This is a genomic window from Streptomyces sp. WP-1 (assembly GCF_030450125.1).
GTDB classification, from domain to species: Bacteria; Actinomycetota; Actinomycetes; order Streptomycetales; family Streptomycetaceae; genus Streptomyces; species Streptomyces incarnatus.
In genome coordinates this window covers 4,104,360-4,120,356 of record NZ_CP123923.1, presented here as the reverse complement: position 1 = coordinate 4,120,356, position 15,997 = coordinate 4,104,360, and the positions used below count along the sequence as shown (strand labels likewise).

Annotated in this window: 17 protein-coding genes, 1 pseudogene and 1 riboswitch; of the genes and pseudogenes, 11 read left to right on the top strand and 7 right to left on the bottom strand. The window is 71.2% G+C overall.

Annotated elements, in window-relative coordinates:
* Window positions 1–266: 266 nt before the first annotated feature.
* A complete protein-coding gene (locus tag QHG49_RS17885; RefSeq protein ID WP_301490334.1) occupies window positions 267–1,346 on the top strand; it encodes a metallophosphoesterase in 1,080 nt (359 codons plus the stop codon).
* Between the two features lie 190 nt (window positions 1,347–1,536).
* Window positions 1,537–2,238: a hypothetical protein gene (locus tag QHG49_RS17880; RefSeq protein ID WP_301490333.1), complete on the top strand. Its 702-nt coding sequence runs from the start codon at window positions 1,537–1,539 to the stop codon at window positions 2,236–2,238.
* An 81-nt stretch (window positions 2,239–2,319) separates the two neighbouring features.
* Here QHG49_RS17880 and thiC read toward each other — a convergent pair whose 3' ends face one another.
* Window positions 2,320–4,104, bottom strand: coding sequence for a phosphomethylpyrimidine synthase ThiC (thiC, locus tag QHG49_RS17875; RefSeq protein WP_145488747.1), 1,785 nt, complete (start codon window positions 4,102–4,104; stop codon window positions 2,320–2,322).
* A riboswitch (TPP riboswitch) is annotated at window positions 4,097–4,274 on the bottom strand. Its footprint overlaps the gene before it by 8 nt.
* Before the next feature lie 72 nt (window positions 4,275–4,346).
* Here thiC and QHG49_RS17870 point away from each other — a divergent pair.
* Window positions 4,347–5,855 (top strand): YibE/F family protein, encoded by a 1,509-nt coding sequence (locus QHG49_RS17870; RefSeq protein ID WP_301490332.1) that lies wholly within the window; start codon window positions 4,347–4,349, stop codon window positions 5,853–5,855.
* Between the two features lie 118 nt (window positions 5,856–5,973).
* On the opposite strand, the gene QHG49_RS17865 is transcribed toward QHG49_RS17870, so the two are convergent.
* From QHG49_RS17865 to QHG49_RS17850, 4 genes are all read right to left on the bottom strand, one after another.
* Window positions 5,974–6,411, bottom strand: a complete 438-nt coding sequence (locus QHG49_RS17865; protein WP_145488751.1) for an SsgA family sporulation/cell division regulator — start codon at window positions 6,409–6,411, stop codon at window positions 5,974–5,976.
* A gap of 98 nt (window positions 6,412–6,509) precedes the next feature.
* Entirely contained in the window at window positions 6,510–7,370 is an 861-nt protein-coding gene (locus QHG49_RS17860) for an IclR family transcriptional regulator (protein ID WP_186337917.1), read from the bottom strand.
* A gap of 199 nt (window positions 7,371–7,569) precedes the next feature.
* The gene (locus tag QHG49_RS17855; protein WP_111585727.1) at window positions 7,570–7,782 is read right to left on the bottom strand and encodes a DUF5326 family protein; all 213 of its coding nucleotides are present in this window, start codon (window positions 7,780–7,782) and stop codon (window positions 7,570–7,572) included.
* A gap of 152 nt (window positions 7,783–7,934) precedes the next feature.
* Window positions 7,935–8,252, bottom strand: a complete 318-nt coding sequence (locus tag QHG49_RS17850) for a cupin domain-containing protein (RefSeq protein ID WP_159703016.1) — start codon at window positions 8,250–8,252, stop codon at window positions 7,935–7,937.
* Between the two features lie 59 nt (window positions 8,253–8,311).
* Here QHG49_RS17850 and QHG49_RS17845 point away from each other — a divergent pair, with 59 nt between their 5' ends.
* From QHG49_RS17845 to QHG49_RS17820, 6 genes and pseudogenes are all read left to right on the top strand, one after another.
* Window positions 8,312–8,689 (top strand): phage holin family protein, encoded by a 378-nt coding sequence (locus QHG49_RS17845; RefSeq protein ID WP_301490331.1) that lies wholly within the window; start codon window positions 8,312–8,314, stop codon window positions 8,687–8,689.
* 7 nt (window positions 8,690–8,696) lie between these two features.
* Window positions 8,697–9,218: a low molecular weight protein-tyrosine-phosphatase gene (locus QHG49_RS17840; protein WP_145488757.1), complete on the top strand. Its 522-nt coding sequence runs from the start codon at window positions 8,697–8,699 to the stop codon at window positions 9,216–9,218.
* Window positions 9,215–10,408 (top strand): cystathionine gamma-lyase, encoded by a 1,194-nt coding sequence (locus QHG49_RS17835; RefSeq protein WP_301490330.1) that lies wholly within the window; start codon window positions 9,215–9,217, stop codon window positions 10,406–10,408. Before QHG49_RS17840 ends, QHG49_RS17835 begins: the two co-directional genes overlap by 4 nt.
* Window positions 10,409–10,647: 239 nt before the next feature.
* A pseudogene (locus QHG49_RS17830) lies at window positions 10,648–11,552 on the top strand (LysR family transcriptional regulator).
* 80 nt (window positions 11,553–11,632) lie between these two features.
* Complete coding sequence (locus QHG49_RS17825; RefSeq protein WP_037650478.1) at window positions 11,633–12,115, top strand: NUDIX domain-containing protein; 483 nt, start codon at window positions 11,633–11,635, stop codon at window positions 12,113–12,115.
* A gap of 88 nt (window positions 12,116–12,203) precedes the next feature.
* Entirely contained in the window at window positions 12,204–13,070 is an 867-nt protein-coding gene (locus QHG49_RS17820; protein WP_301490329.1) for a GNAT family N-acetyltransferase, read from the top strand.
* 123 nt (window positions 13,071–13,193) lie between these two features.
* On the opposite strand, the gene QHG49_RS17815 is transcribed toward QHG49_RS17820, so the two are convergent.
* Complete coding sequence (locus QHG49_RS17815; protein WP_159703034.1) at window positions 13,194–13,613, bottom strand: heme-binding protein; 420 nt, start codon at window positions 13,611–13,613, stop codon at window positions 13,194–13,196.
* A gap of 107 nt (window positions 13,614–13,720) precedes the next feature.
* A complete protein-coding gene (locus QHG49_RS17810) occupies window positions 13,721–14,932 on the bottom strand; it encodes an MFS transporter (protein WP_301490328.1) in 1,212 nt (403 codons plus the stop codon).
* A gap of 144 nt (window positions 14,933–15,076) precedes the next feature.
* On the opposite strand from QHG49_RS17810, the gene QHG49_RS17805 reads away from it, so the two are divergent.
* On the top strand, window positions 15,077–15,535 hold the full coding sequence (locus QHG49_RS17805; RefSeq protein ID WP_145488768.1) for a MarR family winged helix-turn-helix transcriptional regulator: 459 nt from the start codon (window positions 15,077–15,079) through the stop codon (window positions 15,533–15,535).
* A gap of 9 nt (window positions 15,536–15,544) precedes the next feature.
* Window positions 15,545–15,997, top strand: coding sequence for a GNAT family N-acetyltransferase (locus QHG49_RS17800; RefSeq protein WP_159703040.1), 453 nt, complete (start codon window positions 15,545–15,547; stop codon window positions 15,995–15,997).

Here is a 15,997-nt window from a genome sequence, read left to right as displayed (position 1 = left end):
GCGGGGACGGTGTTCGGCGGCGGCCCGGACGCCGTTCGACCGCGCCGCCGCGCGGACCGCACCGGGCCGGCGGTCCTCCGATCACCGCCGAACACCTGCCCAAACGGGGCGAAAGCCGCGGCGAAGCGGAGTCTTGTTCCGATTCACCACCCCTGGGTCATCACATGGCACGACGCGCATTCCTATGATGGGCCCACGACACCGCGGACCGCTGCGACCAGGCAGTCCGAAGCGGTGCAGATGCGGCGCGATGGTGGAGGGGTCTGATGACTCAGGGGGCCGGTCAGGGACCCGAGGTGGAGCGGACGGCGACGCTGCGCGACTTCCGGGTGCCCGCGTACGTCCACGAGTCCGGTCCGTACGTCACCCACACGCAGCAGGACGAGGGCGCGCCGCCCGCCGAGGAGTCGTACCCCGAGGCGTACACACCCACCCAGCGCGATCTGCCGGTGATCAACCGCGGCGACACGCTCCAGGTCCCCGTCGACCCGGCGCCCGCCGCCCCGGCCCCGGGGCCCGCGGCGGGACCCGGCCCGCTCTTCGTCGTCGGCGATGTGCACGGCTATCTCGGCGAGCTGATGGCCGCCCTGCGAGAGCAGGGGCTGATCGACGGCGCGGGCCAGTGGTGCGCCGGCACCACCCGGCTGTGGTTCCTCGGCGACTTCACCGACCGCGGCCCGGACGGCATCGGCGTCATCGACCTGGTGATGCGGCTGTCCGCCGAGGCGGCCGCGGCCGGCGGCTACTGCAAGGCCCTCATGGGCAACCACGAGCTGCTGCTGCTCGGCGCCAAGCGGTTCGGCGACACACCCGTCAACTCCGGTGCGGGCACCGCCACGTTCCAGGCGGCCTGGCTGCTCAACGGCGGCCAGAAGACCGACATGGACCGCCTCCAGGACCACCATCTCCAGTGGATGGCCCGCCTCGACGCGCTGGAGGAGGTCGACGGCTATCTGCTGGTGCACTCCGACACCACCGCCTACCTCGACTACGGCGATTCCATCGAGGCCGTCAACGACACCGTCCGCGAGCGGCTCACCCGCAATGACGCGGACGAGTGCTGGGACCTGTTCCGCAAGCTCACCAAGCGCTTCTCCTTCCGCGACGAGGGCGGCGCCGACGCCGTGCGCTCCCTGCTGGACACCTACGGCGGCAACCGGATCGTGCACGGCCACAGCCCCATCCCCTACCTGCTGGGCGAAGTGGGCTCCGAGGACGGCGAGGAGACCGACGATCCGGTGGTCGAGGGGCCGCATGTCTACGCCGACGGGCTCGCCATCGCCATGGACGGCGGAGTGACCATGGCCGGAAAGCTGCTGGTGAGGCAACTCCCGCTGGAGCGCTGACCGTTCCCCGGGCGGCCCCCGGCGCACCGGAGTACACACAGGCCGGGACGCAATTTCCGGCAATCCCCTGTCACCACGCGCCGTCACGGCTCTACCATCGGCTTATCCGTAGCAGGCTCCCCTCCGTTTCTGCCCGACGGCTCGCCGCTGCGCGAGCCCCAAGCCCTACGGAGCATCGGGGGATGCACACATGAACAGCCTTCCGCAGCACCTGCGGAGCGAGGACCACCGGGAGTTCGAGCGGCTCCTCGACGAGGTTCTGCGCTCCGCACCGCACCGACCGGAACTGGCCGCCGTGGGACAGCGGCTCAACCCCGCGCAACTGCGCACCATGGCCATCGCCGCGTCCGCGCTCATCACGGCGGCCGCGGCCGTCGAGTACCAGCGCTATGTGCGCGTTCGCGACGAACTGCGCCACCCGGAACAGGCCCTGGGCGCGGCCGATGCCGCCCCCGCCGAGCCGGATCCGGCCGCGACGGATCTCGCCGCCGCACACGGCGCGGGCGCGGTCGCGGTCGTCGCCGTCCTGGCACCGCTGCTGTCCGCGACCGCGGCGGTGATATTCCTGCTCATCGGCTACATCCTGAGAACCCTGGACCCCGGACAGTCCTTCGCCGGCACCATGCTCACCGCCGGCTGGGTGTTCGGGGCCCTGACCGTGGCCGCGCTCCTCGTCGCCGCCGTCGGACTGCTCCTGACCGCCCTGCGCAACGGCTCCTCCCCCGAATCCCGGGCCCGCGACGCCGCCACCGAGGAGGTCGCCAGAGCCAGAACCGCCTGGGAGACCGCCCTTAGGGAACGCGGCATCCTCCCCTTCCTCCAGGAAGCCCTCGCCGACCACCCCGACCACACCGGCTCGGAACACGCCGACCCGGAACACCAGCCGGACTGACCCCACCGGGCGGGGTCCTTCGGCCCGACGAAGCGCCGCTCCGCGGCCGGTGGCCCGGCCGGAGCGGCGCTCACGTCCCCGTCAGTCCGCGATCGGCAGGTACACCCGGTTCCCCGCCTCGGCGAACTCCTTCGACTTCTGGGCCATGCCCTCCTCGATCTCGGTCCGGTTGCCGCCGTGCTCGCGCCGGATGTCCTGCGAGATCTTCATGCTGCAGAACTTCGGGCCGCACATGGAGCAGAAGTGGGCCGTCTTGGCGGGCTCGGCCGGAAGGGTCTCGTCGTGGAACTCGCGGGCCGTGACCGGGTCGAGGGCCAGGTTGAACTGGTCCTCCCAGCGGAACTCGAAGCGCGCGTCCGAGAGGGCGTCGTCCCAGTCCTGCGCGCCCGGGTGCCCCTTGGCGAGGTCGGCCGCGTGGGCGGCGATCTTGTAAGTGATGACGCCGGTCTTGACGTCGTCCCGGTTGGGCAGGCCCAGGTGTTCCTTCGGCGTGACGTAGCAGAGCATCGCCGTGCCCCACCAGGCGATCATCGCGGCGCCGATGCCGGAGGTGATGTGGTCGTACGCCGGTGCGATGTCCGTGGTCAGCGGGCCGAGCGTGTAGAACGGGGCCTCGTCGCAGATCTCCTGCTGGAGATCGATGTTCTCCTTGATCTTGTGCATCGGGACGTGCCCGGGGCCCTCGATCATCGTCTGTACGTTCAACCGGCGGGCGATCCGGCCGAGTTCCCCGAGCGTGCGCAGCTCCGCGAACTGGGCCTCGTCATTGGCGTCCGCGATGGACCCGGGCCGCAGCCCGTCGCCCAGCGAGTACGTGACGTCGTAGGCGGCGAGAATCTCGCACAGCTCCTCGAAGTTCTCGTACAGGAACGAGTCCTTGTGGTGCGCCAGGCACCACGCGGCCATGATGGAGCCGCCCCGCGAGACGATGCCGGTCTTGCGATTGGCCGTGAGCGGTACGAACGGCAGCCGCACGCCCGCGTGGACCGTCATGTAGTCCACGCCCTGCTCGGCCTGTTCGATGACGGTGTCCTTGTAGATCTCCCAGGTCAGCTCCTCCGCCCTGCCGTCGACCTTCTCCAGCGCCTGGTAGAGCGGCACCGTGCCGATCGGGACGGGGGAGTTGCGCAGCACCCACTCGCGGGTGGTGTGGATGTTGCGGCCGGTGGAGAGGTCCATGACCGTGTCGGCACCCCAGCGGGTCGCCCAGGTCATCTTCTCGACCTCCTCCTCGATGGAGGACGTCACCGCGGAGTTGCCGATGTTGGCGTTCACCTTCACCAGGAACCGCTTGCCGATGATCATCGGCTCGATCTCCGGGTGGTTGACGTTGACCGGCAGCACCGCCCGGCCCGCCGCGATCTCCTCGCGGACCACCTCGGGCGAGACGTTCTCCCGGAGGGCCACGAACTCCATCTCGGGCGTGATCTCGCCCCGGCGCGCGTACGCGAGCTGTGTCACCGCCTGCCCGCCCCGGCCCCGGCGCGGCTGACGCGGACGACCCGGGAAGACCGCGTCCAGGTTGCGCAGCCCGCCGCGCGGCGAGGTGTGCTTGATGCCGTCGTCCTCGGGACGGACGGGACGGCCCGCGTACTCCTCGGTGTCGCCGCGGGCGATGATCCAGTTCTCCCGCAGCGGCGACAGCCCCCGGCGGACGTCGGTGTCGACGAGTTGATCGGTGTACGGGCCCGACGTGTCGTACAGCGTGACCGACTGCCCGTTGGTGAGGTGCACCTGACGGACCGGCACGCGCAGGTCGGGGCGCGAGCCCTCGACATACGCCTTGTGCCAGCCGATGGACTTCCCGGCCTCCGAGGACATCTCGTCCTGGACGGAGGCAGGCGTGCGTACGTCCTTGTTGGTCATGAGACCTACTCCCTACGCCGGCATTACCCGGTAACAGGTTCGGCGGTCGACGCAGCGGCTTCCGTCGTCCGAGGTCTCCCGGGGAACATCGCATGTTCCACGTGAAACATCGCTTCTACGGAGGTCAGCGCCCTCTCAGCCCGGTGCTCCGAGCTCCCGCGTGTGCAAAGGTGTCTCCACGCTAGCGTCATCCGTGACGCGATGAACAGTGGGCCCTCCCCGCTTCTTGCGATGATCTGGCGATGACCCGGATGGACCAGCACCCGTACCAGCCGCCCGGCCCGCGTCGGCACGACGGCTCGGAGCCCCCGAGCCAGGGCCAGAACCAGGGCCAGGGGCACCGCCACGGCCATGGCCACGCCCAGGCTCCGGCACCGGCCCAGCCCCCGGTTTCCGCCCGGGCCCACGACCACGGGCGCGGACACGGCCACGGCACGGACCACGGACACGGCTCCGGCCACGGGCACGGTCACAGCCATGGCCCCGCCGCGCCCGTCTCCCGGCATCTGCGCAAGGTGATCGCGGCGATCCTCGTCCCGTTCACCGCGGCGGTCGTGGCCGGTCTGGTGGTGCTCTGGCCCGGCGGCGCCCCCTCGCACAAGCACAGCGGGGTCGGCTTCGACCGGCAGACCCAGCAGGCCACCGTGACCCGGTTGGTCGAGGTGAGCTGCGCCTCGGTGAACGCCGGCGGCGGGGCACCCGGCGGTGTTGCCGCCGGCGGTGCCTCGGCGGGTCAGTCGTCCGGCGGCACCTGCAAGAGGGCGACCGTCCGGGTCGACACCGGCAAGGACAAGGGCCGTACGTTCACCGAGATCGTGCAGCCCGACCAGCCCCGGCAGCTGCACCAGGGCGAGCAGGTGGTCGCCGCCTACGAGCCCACCGCTCCGAAGGACCTCCAGTACTCGGTCGCCGATGTGAACCGCAAGTTCCCCATGGCACTGCTCGCGGGCATCTTCGCGCTCGCCGTCGTGGTGGTGGGCCGGCTGCGCGGGGTCATGGCCCTCGTGGCGCTGGCGGTGAGCTTCCTGGTGCTGAACCAGTTCATCCTGCCCGCGATCCTCCAGGGCTCCAATCCCCTGCTGGTGGCGGTGATCGGGTCGAGCGCCATCATGCTGATCGCCCTGTACATGTGCCACGGCCTGTCGGCCCGTACGTCGGTGGCGGTGCTCGGCACGCTGATCTCGCTGACCCTGATCGGTCTGCTCGGCTCCGTGTTCATCGGCTGGGCCGCCCTGACCGGCAACACGGACGACAGCACCGGTCTGATCCACGGGCTGTACCCGAAGATCGACATGAGCGGTCTGCTGCTGGCCGGCGTCATCATCGGATCGCTCGGTGTCCTGGACGATGTGACGGTCACCCAGACCTCCGCCGTGTGGGAGCTGCACGAGGCCAACCCCACGATGGGCCCGCGCGGTCTGTACCGGGCGGCCATCCGCATCGGCCGCGACCACATCGCGTCCGTCGTCAACACCCTCGTGCTCGCCTACGCCGGTGCCGCGCTGCCGCTGCTGCTGCTGTTCTCCATCGCGCAGAGCAGCGTGGGGACGGTGGCCAACAGCGAACTGGTGGCCGAGGAGATCGTGCGCACCCTGGTCGGCTCCATCGGGCTGGTCGCCTCGGTGCCGGTCACCACCGCGCTCGCCGCCCTGGTGGTGGCGGCCGACCGGAGCGCCCCGGGTGCGGGAGCCTCGACCGGCACCCAGCCCCTGCCGGCCCGTGGCGGCCGGGGGCGGCGCCGGAAGCGGTGAGGCGGAGCGGGCCGCTCGGCAGGGAACCGGTCCTTCTGAGGACCGGGCCGTCTGAAGAAGCGTTACTGCACGGCCCCGTGGCACCGGGCGGAGCGTCCGCGCCCCGTCCCTCGGCGTCTCAGCCCGCGCTCTGCTCCTCGGCGAGAATGCGGTCCAGCGCCTCGTCCAGATGCGCGTCGAAGTCGGCGAGCGCGCCTTCCTGTCCGAGCGGCACCAGCTTGTCCGTGCGATCGAGGAAGGCCACGAGCGGCGCCGCCGACGAGCGGAACAGGGCCTGGTCGCTGCCGACCTGAAGCCTGATCAGCACCTCGCCCAGCACCTCGGCCTCGACGGGGGAGATCCGCACATCCCCCTCCCCGCACGGCCGGCCGACGCCGTCGATCAGCAGTTCCCGACCGAAGACCCAGGTCACCGGGGCATCGCCGGGCAGATGGAAGGTGAGCCGCACGGCGTAGGGATCGCCGGTCTCGTAGCGCAACTCCACCGGAATGCGGAAGGAGAGCTCCTCCGAGACGAGAAAGCTCATCATGACCTCTGCCTGTACGGACTCGCGCATCGCCTACCCCGTCATATGACATCGACTGGCCGGGTTTGATCCCTCTGACCGTGGTAAATCTTGCTGAAAGTACACGGTGGATCACAAGGAGTAAGTTTTCAGATACTGATAGAGAGGGTCAGGGATCCCAGATTCCGCCCGATCTCCGTTTGCAGCCGCTGTACCGCGGGCAACAGCCGGTCGGCCTGATGGACCGGGAGGGAGAGGGCCATGGTGGCCGCGGTCGCGCCGGCCGTGATGGGGACCGCGGCGCAGACCGTGCCGAGCGCGTACTCCTGGCGCTCCGTCACCGGTTCCATGCGCCGCACCCGGGCCAGCCGCCTCAGCAGGGCGTCGCTGTCCCGCACGGTGTAGGGCGTGAGGGCCTGCACCGGATAGCGGGCGAGGTACTCGCGCCGGGCTTCCTCGTCCAGCTGGGAGAGCAGGCACTGCCCGATGGCGTGCGCGTGCCCGGTCTCGCGGAAGTCGGCCCACTCCTCGGCTGCGGGGGACTCACGGGAGTCGGCGACGCAGAGAACCTCGATCTCGCCGTCCCGGTACATCGCGTAGTACATCGGGGCGCCGATGGAATCGCGCCAGTGCGCGAGGGTGTCCGCGACTCTGCCGCGACGTTTCTCCCGCGCCCCGCTGCTGCTCAGCCGCTCGGCCGCGTCGCCGAGGAAGAAGAGACCCTTGTCCCGGCGCAGATAGCCCTCGTGCACCAGGGTGCGCAGCAGGTGGTAGGTGGTGGGCAGGGCCAGGCCGGTCGCGCGGGCGAGCTGCTTGGCCGGGGCGCCGTAGGGATGGGCCGCGACGGTCTCCAGCAGCCGCATGGCGCGCTGCACGGAGCCGATGAGGGTCGCGGGGGCCGGCTGCGGCGGGACGGCCATCCCGGACGGCCGCCGGGCCGGTGGGGTGCGGGGGCGTGGCTGGGCGGGGAGTGCGGGGGTTTTCGCCGGTGCGGTGTCGACCGTGGCCAAGGGTTACTCCGGGAGCGCGTGGGGGCAGCCCGTGCGGGGGCGGGGAGCACGGATGGGTTTCTGCGCCACCCACGGGGCCGCACCCCGTGGGAGTTCCGGACTCTAACCGCCCGCCACCGTGTGCGGCCGGGCTCACGGGGAAACTTCCCTCCCCCGAGGGAACCGGCACCCCCTTACCGGTCACCGGCTCCCGTGCGGCTCACCAGTCGCCGTGCGAGGAGGAGCTGGACATGAACTTGCGCACGATGTAGATCAGTCCGCCGACCAGGGCCACGAAGACCAGCGCCTTGAACAGCAGGCCGATCACGAAGCCGACCACGCTCGCTATCAGGCCGCCGAACACGACCAGGGCGATGACCGGCACCGCGACCCACTTCACCCACCACGGCAGTCCCGCGAAGATCCCTCGCATGGCCCTCGTCCTTCTCGTCTCGTGCGTACGTGTACGTCGCGTACGGTCCCGATGTCCTGCACCCGATGCTAGAGCCGGGGGAGGGTCCGGCGGGGGCCTCGCAGCCCTTGTCCTCCCCTGAGCCGTCCCCTAGGGAATCCGGAGGCCGACCCTCACGCCTCGGGTGGAGAGAAGACGACGAGAACCCTCAGATCCTCGCTGATGTGGTGGAACTTGTGGGCGACACCGGCGGGCACGTACACCACGCTGCCCCGCGCCACCTCGGTCGTCTCCAGGCCGACGGTGATCGACGCCCGGCCGCTGACGACGAAGTACACCTCGTCCTGCTTGTGCGGCTGCTGCGGGTCGTGCGCGCCCGCGTCGAGGGCGTAGAGGCCGACCGACATGTTCCGCTCCCGCAGGAACTGAAGGTAGGCACCCTCGTTGGCGGCGCGCTCCGCCTCCAGGTCATCCAGCCGGAATGCCTTCATCCGCTTCGTCGCCCTCGCCTCGCTGCTCGCTTCCGATCGGGTCTGCCACGATCGGACACATGAAGAACTTCGTAGTCAAGACGATCGTGAACGCGGGCGCCCTTGCGGTAGCCGTCTGGCTTCTCGACAAGATCACCCTGACCGGTGCCGGCACTGCCAAGAAGGCCAGCACGCTGATCGTCGTAGCGCTGATCTTCGGCCTGGTGAACTCGCTGGTCAAGCCGATCCTGAAGGTGCTCACCTTCCCGCTGTTCATCCTGACCCTGGGTCTGATCACCCTGATCGTCAACGCGCTGATGCTGCTGCTGACGTCCTGGGTGTGCGGCAAGCTCCAGTTGAGCTTCCATGTGGAGGGGTTCTGGACGGCCGTGCTCGGCGGTCTGATCATCTCGGTCGTCTCCTGGGCCCTGCACATGATCCTTCCGGACGAGGACTGAGCACCCCATGACCTACCGCGTCTGCTTCGTGTGCACCGGCAACATCTGCCGTTCCCCGATGGCCGAGTACGTCTTCCGCGCGCGGGTGGCGGAGGCCGGACTGGCGGACCGGGTGGAGATCGACAGCGCGGGCACCGGCGGCTGGCACGAGGGCGAGGCCGCCGACCCGCGCACCGTCGCCGTCCTCCGGGACGGCGGCTACGACTGCGACCATGTCGCACGCCGGTTCCAGCCGTCCTGGTTCGCCCGCCGCGACCTCGTGATCGCCCTCGACGCCGGCCATCTGAGGGACCTGCGCCGCCTCGCGCCCACCGAGGACGACGCGCGCAAGGTCCGCCTGCTGCGCGCGTACGCCCGCCGCTCGCCCGGCGCCCTCGCGCCGGACGAGTCCCTGGGCGACGACCTCGACGTGCCGGACCCGTACTACGGAGGCCCGGACGGTTTCGTGGAATGCCTTGAGATGGTGGAGGAGGCGAGCGCCGGACTGCTCGCCGCCGTACGGGAACACCTGGAGGGACGGGCCGCATGAGCGACGCAACCGTGGGCGAGGGGCCCGTGGGCGAGGGGCCCGTGGGCGAGGGGCCCGTGGGCGAGGGGCCCGTGGGTGACGGCACGCGCGCGGTCAGGGCCGGGCTGCCCGAGCCGGTCAAGCACGAGCCGACGCTGCCGGGGCCCGTCTTCGCCGCGCACTTCCATCTGCCGGGCGACGTGGCGGGACCGTACTCCTACGGCCGTGACGACAATCCGACCTGGACGCTGCTGGAGAACGCCATCGGCGAGCTGGAGGCGCCCGGGCGGGCGGACGTCGAGACGCTGGTGTTCGCCTCCGGCATGGCCGCGATCTCCGCCGTGCTGTTCTCCCAGCTGCGCGCCGGGGACGCGGTGGTGCTGCCGTCCGACGGCTACCAGGCGCTGCCGCTGGTCCGCGCCCAGCTGGAGGCGTACGGCGTCGAGGTGCGCACCGCCCCCACCGGCGGAGACGCCCAGCTGGAGGTCCTGGAGGGGGCCCGGCTGCTGTGGATCGAGTCCCCGTCGAACCCGGGTCTCGATGTGTGCGACATCCGGCGGCTGGCGGTCGCGGCACACGCCCAGGGCACCCTGGTGGCCGTCGACAACACCCTCGCCACCCCGCTCGGCCAGCGCCCGCTGGCCCTGGGCGCCGACTTCGCCGTGGCCAGCGGCACCAAGCAGCTCACCGGGCACGGCGACATCCTGCTCGGGTACGTGACCGGCCGCGACGCCGGGGCGATGGCGGCCGTACGCCGCTGGCGCAAGATCGTCGGGGCGATCCCCGGGCCGATGGAGGCGTGGCTCGCGCACCGCTCCCTCGCCACGCTCCAGCTGCGCGTCGACCGGCAGAACGCCACCGCGCTCGCCGTCGCCGAGGCCCTGCGGCAGCGGCCGGAGATCACCGGGCTGCGCCATCCGGGGCTGCCGGACGACCCCGCGCACAAGATCGCCTCACGGCAGATGCGCCGCTACGGCTGCGTCGTGTCGTTCACGCTGCCCACGCGGGCGCGCGCCGAGCGTTTTCTCGCCGCCCTGCGCCTGGTGGAGGACGCCACGAGCTTCGGCGGGGTGCGCTCCACGGCCGAGCGCCGGGGCCGCTGGGGCGGGGACGCGGTCCCGGAGGGCTTCATCCGGATGTCCGTCGGCGCCGAGGATCCCGAGGACCTGGCGGCGGACATCCTGCGCGCCCTGGACGAGTCGGCGGAGTAACCCCGGCCTCTTTGCCGGGGCGCTCCGCAAGGCACCGTACGGCCCGATCTCGTACGACGGTCCGAGCCTCCCCCCTCGTGGCTCGGACCGTCTCCGGTTCCGCTTGCGAAGAACCGTGCGACCAAGGCTAGTTGACTCTCTGTCAGTGTCCAATCACGCTAGCGACAGGGGGCTATCGACATATTTATAGTTGACGCCTGCCGGGGCCGGACGAGGGCGAGGGCAGGGGAGGGCATGCCATGGATCTGGCCTTGCTGCGCACCTTCGTCACCGTGCACCGGGCCGGTTCCTTCACCCGCGCCGCGGCACTGCTCGGCCTCTCCCAGCCCGCCGTCACCTCGCAGATCCGCACCCTGGAACGCCAGCTGGGCAAGCCCCTCTTCCTGCGCCAGGCGCGTGGGGTCACCCCGACCACATCGGCGACGAACTCGCCCACAAGGCCGCACCCCACCTCGACGCGCTGGTGGAGATAGCCGAGGGCCGGGCGGACGACGAGTCCTCGCCGACGACTCTGCACCTGGCCGGGCCGCCGGAGTTCACCGCCGAACGCGCCCTGCCCGCCCTCGCGGAGCTGGCTGGGGAAGGCCGCCGGGGCTTCGCGCTGCGCGCCTCCTTCGGCACCCCGGAGGAGGTTCTGGAGGGACTCGCGGCCGGTCACCACGATCTGGCGATCAGCACCGCCCGGCCGCGCGGCGCCCTGTTCACCGCGACGGCGCTGTGCGACGAGGAGCATGTACTGGTCGCCGCTCCTTGCTGGGCGGGACGCCTCGACCCGGACGCGCTGCGGCTGAAGGGGGCGTCCGCCCTCCAGGATCTGCCCGTGGTCGACGTCCATGAGTCGCTGCCCTTCGTCTCCCGCTACTGGGCCTCCGTCTTCGACGCCCGCCCCACCGCCCCCGGCACGGTCGTCGCCCCCGATCTGCGGGCCGTCCTCGCCTGTGCGAGCGCGGGCGCGGGTCTGGCGGTACTGCCCGGCTATCTCTGCGCGCCGGCCCTCGGCCGGGGCACGGTCGTGGCCCTGCACGAGCCGGTGGTGCCGCCGCTGCGCACCTATTTCCTGGTGGTCCGCACGGGCACGCTCGCCCTGCCGACCGTGGCCCGCGCCCATGAGGGGCTGCTGCGGGCGGCCGCGAGCTGGGGCTGACGACCCGGCACCACACAGCGCGTTCAACCGGTTCCGCTTTGCGATGTTTCACGTGGAACCAGCCGGGCCACATTTCTCCCATGACCGTCCGACCCGTGGTCAAGCGCACCGCCCGTGCCGTTCTGCTGGACGGCGACGACCTGATCCTGATCAAGCGCACCAAGCCCGGCGTGGATCCCTACTGGGTGACCCCCGGAGGCGGGGTCGATCCCGAGGACTCGACCGTCGTGGACGCCCTGCACCGGGAGGTGTACGAGGAACTGGGCGCCAAGATCAGCGATGTGGTGCCGTGTTTCGTGGACACCGTGGAGCACATCGGCGAGGACGGCGGCGCGACCGGCGTGAAGGTGCAGCACTTCTTCGTCTGCCGACTGGCGTCCATGGACCCGTCCCTGCGCCATGGCCCGGAGGTGGAGGAGCCGGCGGGCGAGTACGAGATCGTCCGCGTCCCGTTCACCCGCGTCGGCATCGCGTCCGTCCATCTCGTCCCGCTGTCGCTGCGGCACTATCTGGACGGCAACATCGAGGGGGTACGCGCCATGCACGCCCCCGACCTGGGATAGCAGGCGTGTTCGGCCGGGTGGCCGACGGAGCGATGTTTCACGTGAAACGGGTGGACGGCGGGGGTCTGCTTCGGACAGCCTGACGTGCGTGCCAACTCCTTCCCTCGACGCACTGCCCATCCGTCGTCTGACGCTGCGCGATCTCACCGCCTGCGCCGACCTGTCCGAGGACCGGGGGTGGCCACGCGAGGAACACAAGTGGGGCTTCCTCCTCACCGCCGGGCGCGGCTTCGGCATCGACGACCCTCAGGGCGGTCTCGTCGCCGCGTGCGTCATCACCGAGTACGGCTCCTGGGGACAACCGGAACTCGGCGCCGTCGGCATGGTCCTGGTCGCCGAACGCCACGCCCGCCGGGGTGTAGGCCGTCGCTTGATGCGGCATGTGGTGTCCACGATGGACGGCACCCCGCTGACCCTGTACGCCACGGAGAACGGCCGCCCCCTGTACGAGGAGCTGGGCTTCAAGGTGACCGGCCGGGCGGAGATGCTCAGGGGCCGTTTCACTCCCGGCGGCCCGGACGTCGGGGTCAGGACGCGGGCCGCGACCGCCGAGGATCTTCCCCGGATGCTGCGTGTGGACGAGGAGGTGTTCGGCGCCGACCGGACACCGCTCATCGCCCGGCTGCCGGCCTTCGCGGACCAACTGCGGGTGGCCGAGGAGGACGGCCGGATCATCGGGTACGCGGCCGCGTGGCCCAATATGGACAACCATGTCGTCGGCCCGCTGATCGCCCGGGACACGGAGACCGCCCAGGCGCTGATCGCCTCGCTGGCGGCCGGCACGGACCGCCCGCTGCGCACCGACATCGACGTACGCCACGAGGAGTTGCGGGCCTGGGCCAAGGCCCGGGGGCTGGCCTCGGTGACGTACAACTCCGTGATGGCGTACCGCATCGCGGAGCTGCCGGGCGACTGGACCCGCCGGTTCGCCCCGCTGACGGTGGCCGCCGGCTGAGGCGTCGTACGACGCCGTGTGCGGTCGTACGACCGTGCCACCCGTACGACCGCGCCGCCGTACGACGCCGACAGGCCCCGTCACTCGAAGCGGCGGGGCCTGTGTCCGGTGCGGGCCGGTTGATCAGGCGAGGGCCTGTACGGCAGCGGTGGCGAAGCCGTGGTCCTGCTCCGGGGCGCCGCCACCGACGCCGACCGCGCCGATCAGCCGGCCGTCGCGGTGGACGGGGACGCCGCCCGCGATGAACAGCAGCGGCCGGTCGAGAGCCGTGGGCAGCGTGTGGAAGAGACCGCCCGGCTGGACGGCGTCGACCAGGTCGGCGGTGGGGGCGTTCAGCTGGAGCGCGGTGTAGGCCTTGCGGGTGCTGGTCTCGCCGGAGATCAGCACCGCCCGGTCGTCCCGGCGGAAGGCGAGCAGATGACCGCCGGCGTCCAGGACGGTGACGCTGACGGTGACTCCCGCCTGCTCGGCCGCCCGGCGGGCCGTGGCGACGAGCAGTTCGGCGTCCTCGGTGGTGAGCGGGGCGACGGCGGTGGTGCTCATGGAAGGTTCTCCTCGGGTGTTGCGGTGAGGGGTGTCGCTGTGCGGGAGCCGCATCGTGGTTCGGTGCGGGTGGCCGCGGGCCGCGAGTGGCTGCGGCCCGCGGGGGCTCAGTGGTGGACTGCGGCGGGCCGGTCGGCGGGCGCGGCGGAGGCGGGCGCGGTGGCGCCGTGCGGGGCCTCGCGGCGCTCCAGGGCGGCCGAGAGGACGGCGAGGACCAGGGCGGCCGCGGCGAGCGCGGCACCGACCCAGTTGGGGGCCGTGTAGCCGAGGCCGGCCGAGATCACCAGGCCGCCGAGCCAGGCGGAGAGGGCGTTGCCCAGGTTGAAGGCGCCGATGTTCACGGCCGAGGCGAGCGTCGGCGCGCCGTGGGCGTGGTCGAGGACGCGCTTCTGCAGCGGCGGGACGGTGGCGAAGCCGAGGGCGCCGATCAGGGCGATGGTCACGGCGGCCGCGATCTTGTTGTGGGCGGTCAGCGTGAAGAGGGCGAGGACGACGGCCAGGGCGCCGAGCGAGAGGTAGAGCATCGGCATCAGGGCGCGGTCGGCGAACCTGCCGCCGACGAGGTTGCCGCCGACCATGCCGAGGCCGAACAGGACCAGCAGCCAGGTGACCGAGCCGTCGGCGAAGCCGGCGACATGGGTCATCATCGGCGCGATGTAGGTGACCGCCGCGAAGACGCCGCCGAAGCCGAGGACGGTCATCGCCATGGCGAGCAGGACCTGGGCGTTCTTGAAGGCGGCCAGCTCATGACGCAGGTGCACGCCCTCGGGCCGGGGCAGGTCGGGCACCAGCTTGGCGATACCGGCGAGCCCGAGCACGCCGAGCCCGGCGACGACCGCGAAGGTGACGCGCCAGCCGACGTGCTGGCCGATCAGCGTGCCCAGCGGGACGCCGACGACATTGGCGACCGTCAGGCCGGTGAACATCATGGCGATGGCGCCGGCCTTCTTCTGGGGCGCGACCAGCTCGGCGGCGACGACCGAACCGATGCCGAAGAAGGCACCGTGGGCGAGCGAGGCGATCACCCGTCCGATCACCATGACCGCGAAGGCGGGGGCGAGGGCGGAGAGCAGGTTCCCGGCGATGAAGAGACCCATCAGCAGCATCAGCATCCGCTTGCGCGGGATCCTGGTGCCGAGCACGGTCATCAGCGGGGCGCCGATCACCACGCCGAGGGCGTAGCCGGTCACGAGCAGGCCGGCCGTGGGGATGGAGACGCCGAAGTCGCCCGCGACCTCGGGCAGCAAGCCCATGATCACGAACTCCGTGGTGCCGATTCCGAAGGCCCCGATCGCGAGGGCCAGAAGCGCGAGAGGCATGTGGGGGTACACCTTCCCAGAAGATTGCATGAGCGCTTTGCGTGCCCTGACAATACTTGCAGACGCGCTTTAAATGCAAGAGCTGTCTATTGCGGGCAGTGGTCTACCCTGGGAACAACCACTCCGAGACGGAGGAGAACGCCCATGACTGCGACGGACCCCGCGCTCACCGCCCTCGCCCAGGGCTGGTGCGCCCTCTCTGCGCTGCACGGCCGGATCGAGGCGCACATCGAGCGCGCCCTCCAGGCCGGGCACGACCTCAGCGTGCGTGAGTACTCACTGCTCGACGTGCTGAGCCGGCAGCACGACGGCGAGGGCGGGCATCTGCAGATGAAGCAGGTCGCCGAGGCGGTCGTCCTCAGCCAGAGCGCCACCACGCGCCTGGTGACCCGCCTGGAGGACCGCGGTCTGCTGGAGCGCTATCTGTGCCCCACCGACCGGCGCGGCATCTACACCAACGTCACCGAGGCGGGCCTGCGGCTCCTCGAAGAGGCACGCCCCACCAATGACGGCGCCCTGCGCGAGGCCCTGGACAGTGCTTCCCAGAACCCCGAACTGGCGCCGCTGGTACGGGCGGTGGAGTCGCTGAACGTCCCCGCATAGGGTGCGGTCATGGGAGATCTTGAAATACGGGCCGCGGCCGAGGACGACCTTCCGGCGATCGTCGCGATGCTCGCCGACGATCCACTGGGCGCGCAGCGGGAGTCTCCCGGCGACCTGGCCCCGTACCGGGCGGCGCTGAAGCGGCTGGAGACGGATCCGAACCAGCACCTCGTCGTCGCCGTGCGCGACGGCCGGGTGATCGGCACCCTCCAGCTCACGATCATCCCCGGGCTGTCCCACCGGGGCGCGACCCGCGCGCTGATCGAGGCCGTGCGCATCCACGCGGACGAGCGGGGCAGCGGGCTGGGCACCGAGCTGATCCAGTGGGCCGTCGACACGGCCCGGCGGCTCGACTGCGTGCTGGTGCAGCTGACGTCCGACAAGAAGCGTCCGGACGCCCACCGCTTCTACGAGCGGCTGGGGTTCACCGCGTCGCACGAGGGCTTCAAGCTGCGCCTCTGA

Excerpts from the sequence above, each read along its gene's own strand:
- QHG49_RS17800 (WP_159703040.1), top strand. The coding sequence starts at position 15,545 with ATGGGAGATCTTGAAATACGGGCCGCGGCCGAGGACGACCTTCCGGCG.
- QHG49_RS17840 (WP_145488757.1), top strand. The coding sequence starts at position 8,697 with ATGACCTACCGCGTCTGCTTCGTGTGCACCGGCAACATCTGCCGTTCC.
- QHG49_RS17805 (WP_145488768.1), top strand. The coding sequence starts at position 15,077 with ATGACTGCGACGGACCCCGCGCTCACCGCCCTCGCCCAGGGCTGGTGC.
- QHG49_RS17865 (WP_145488751.1), bottom strand. The coding sequence starts at position 6,411 with ATGCGCGAGTCCGTACAGGCAGAGGTCATGATGAGCTTTCTCGTCTCG.
- QHG49_RS17825 (WP_037650478.1), top strand. The coding sequence starts at position 11,633 with ATGACCGTCCGACCCGTGGTCAAGCGCACCGCCCGTGCCGTTCTGCTG.
- QHG49_RS17870 (WP_301490332.1), top strand. The coding sequence starts at position 4,347 with ATGACCCGGATGGACCAGCACCCGTACCAGCCGCCCGGCCCGCGTCGG.
- QHG49_RS17835 (WP_301490330.1), top strand. The coding sequence starts at position 9,215 with ATGAGCGACGCAACCGTGGGCGAGGGGCCCGTGGGCGAGGGGCCCGTG.
- QHG49_RS17880 (WP_301490333.1), top strand. The coding sequence starts at position 1,537 with ATGAACAGCCTTCCGCAGCACCTGCGGAGCGAGGACCACCGGGAGTTC.
- QHG49_RS17885 (WP_301490334.1), top strand. The coding sequence starts at position 267 with ATGACTCAGGGGGCCGGTCAGGGACCCGAGGTGGAGCGGACGGCGACG.
- QHG49_RS17855 (WP_111585727.1), bottom strand. The coding sequence starts at position 7,782 with ATGCGAGGGATCTTCGCGGGACTGCCGTGGTGGGTGAAGTGGGTCGCG.
- QHG49_RS17845 (WP_301490331.1), top strand. The coding sequence starts at position 8,312 with ATGAAGAACTTCGTAGTCAAGACGATCGTGAACGCGGGCGCCCTTGCG.
- QHG49_RS17815 (WP_159703034.1), bottom strand. The coding sequence starts at position 13,613 with ATGAGCACCACCGCCGTCGCCCCGCTCACCACCGAGGACGCCGAACTG.
- thiC (WP_145488747.1), bottom strand. The coding sequence starts at position 4,104 with ATGACCAACAAGGACGTACGCACGCCTGCCTCCGTCCAGGACGAGATG.
- QHG49_RS17850 (WP_159703016.1), bottom strand. The coding sequence starts at position 8,252 with ATGAAGGCATTCCGGCTGGATGACCTGGAGGCGGAGCGCGCCGCCAAC.
- QHG49_RS17810 (WP_301490328.1), bottom strand. The coding sequence starts at position 14,932 with ATGCCTCTCGCGCTTCTGGCCCTCGCGATCGGGGCCTTCGGAATCGGC.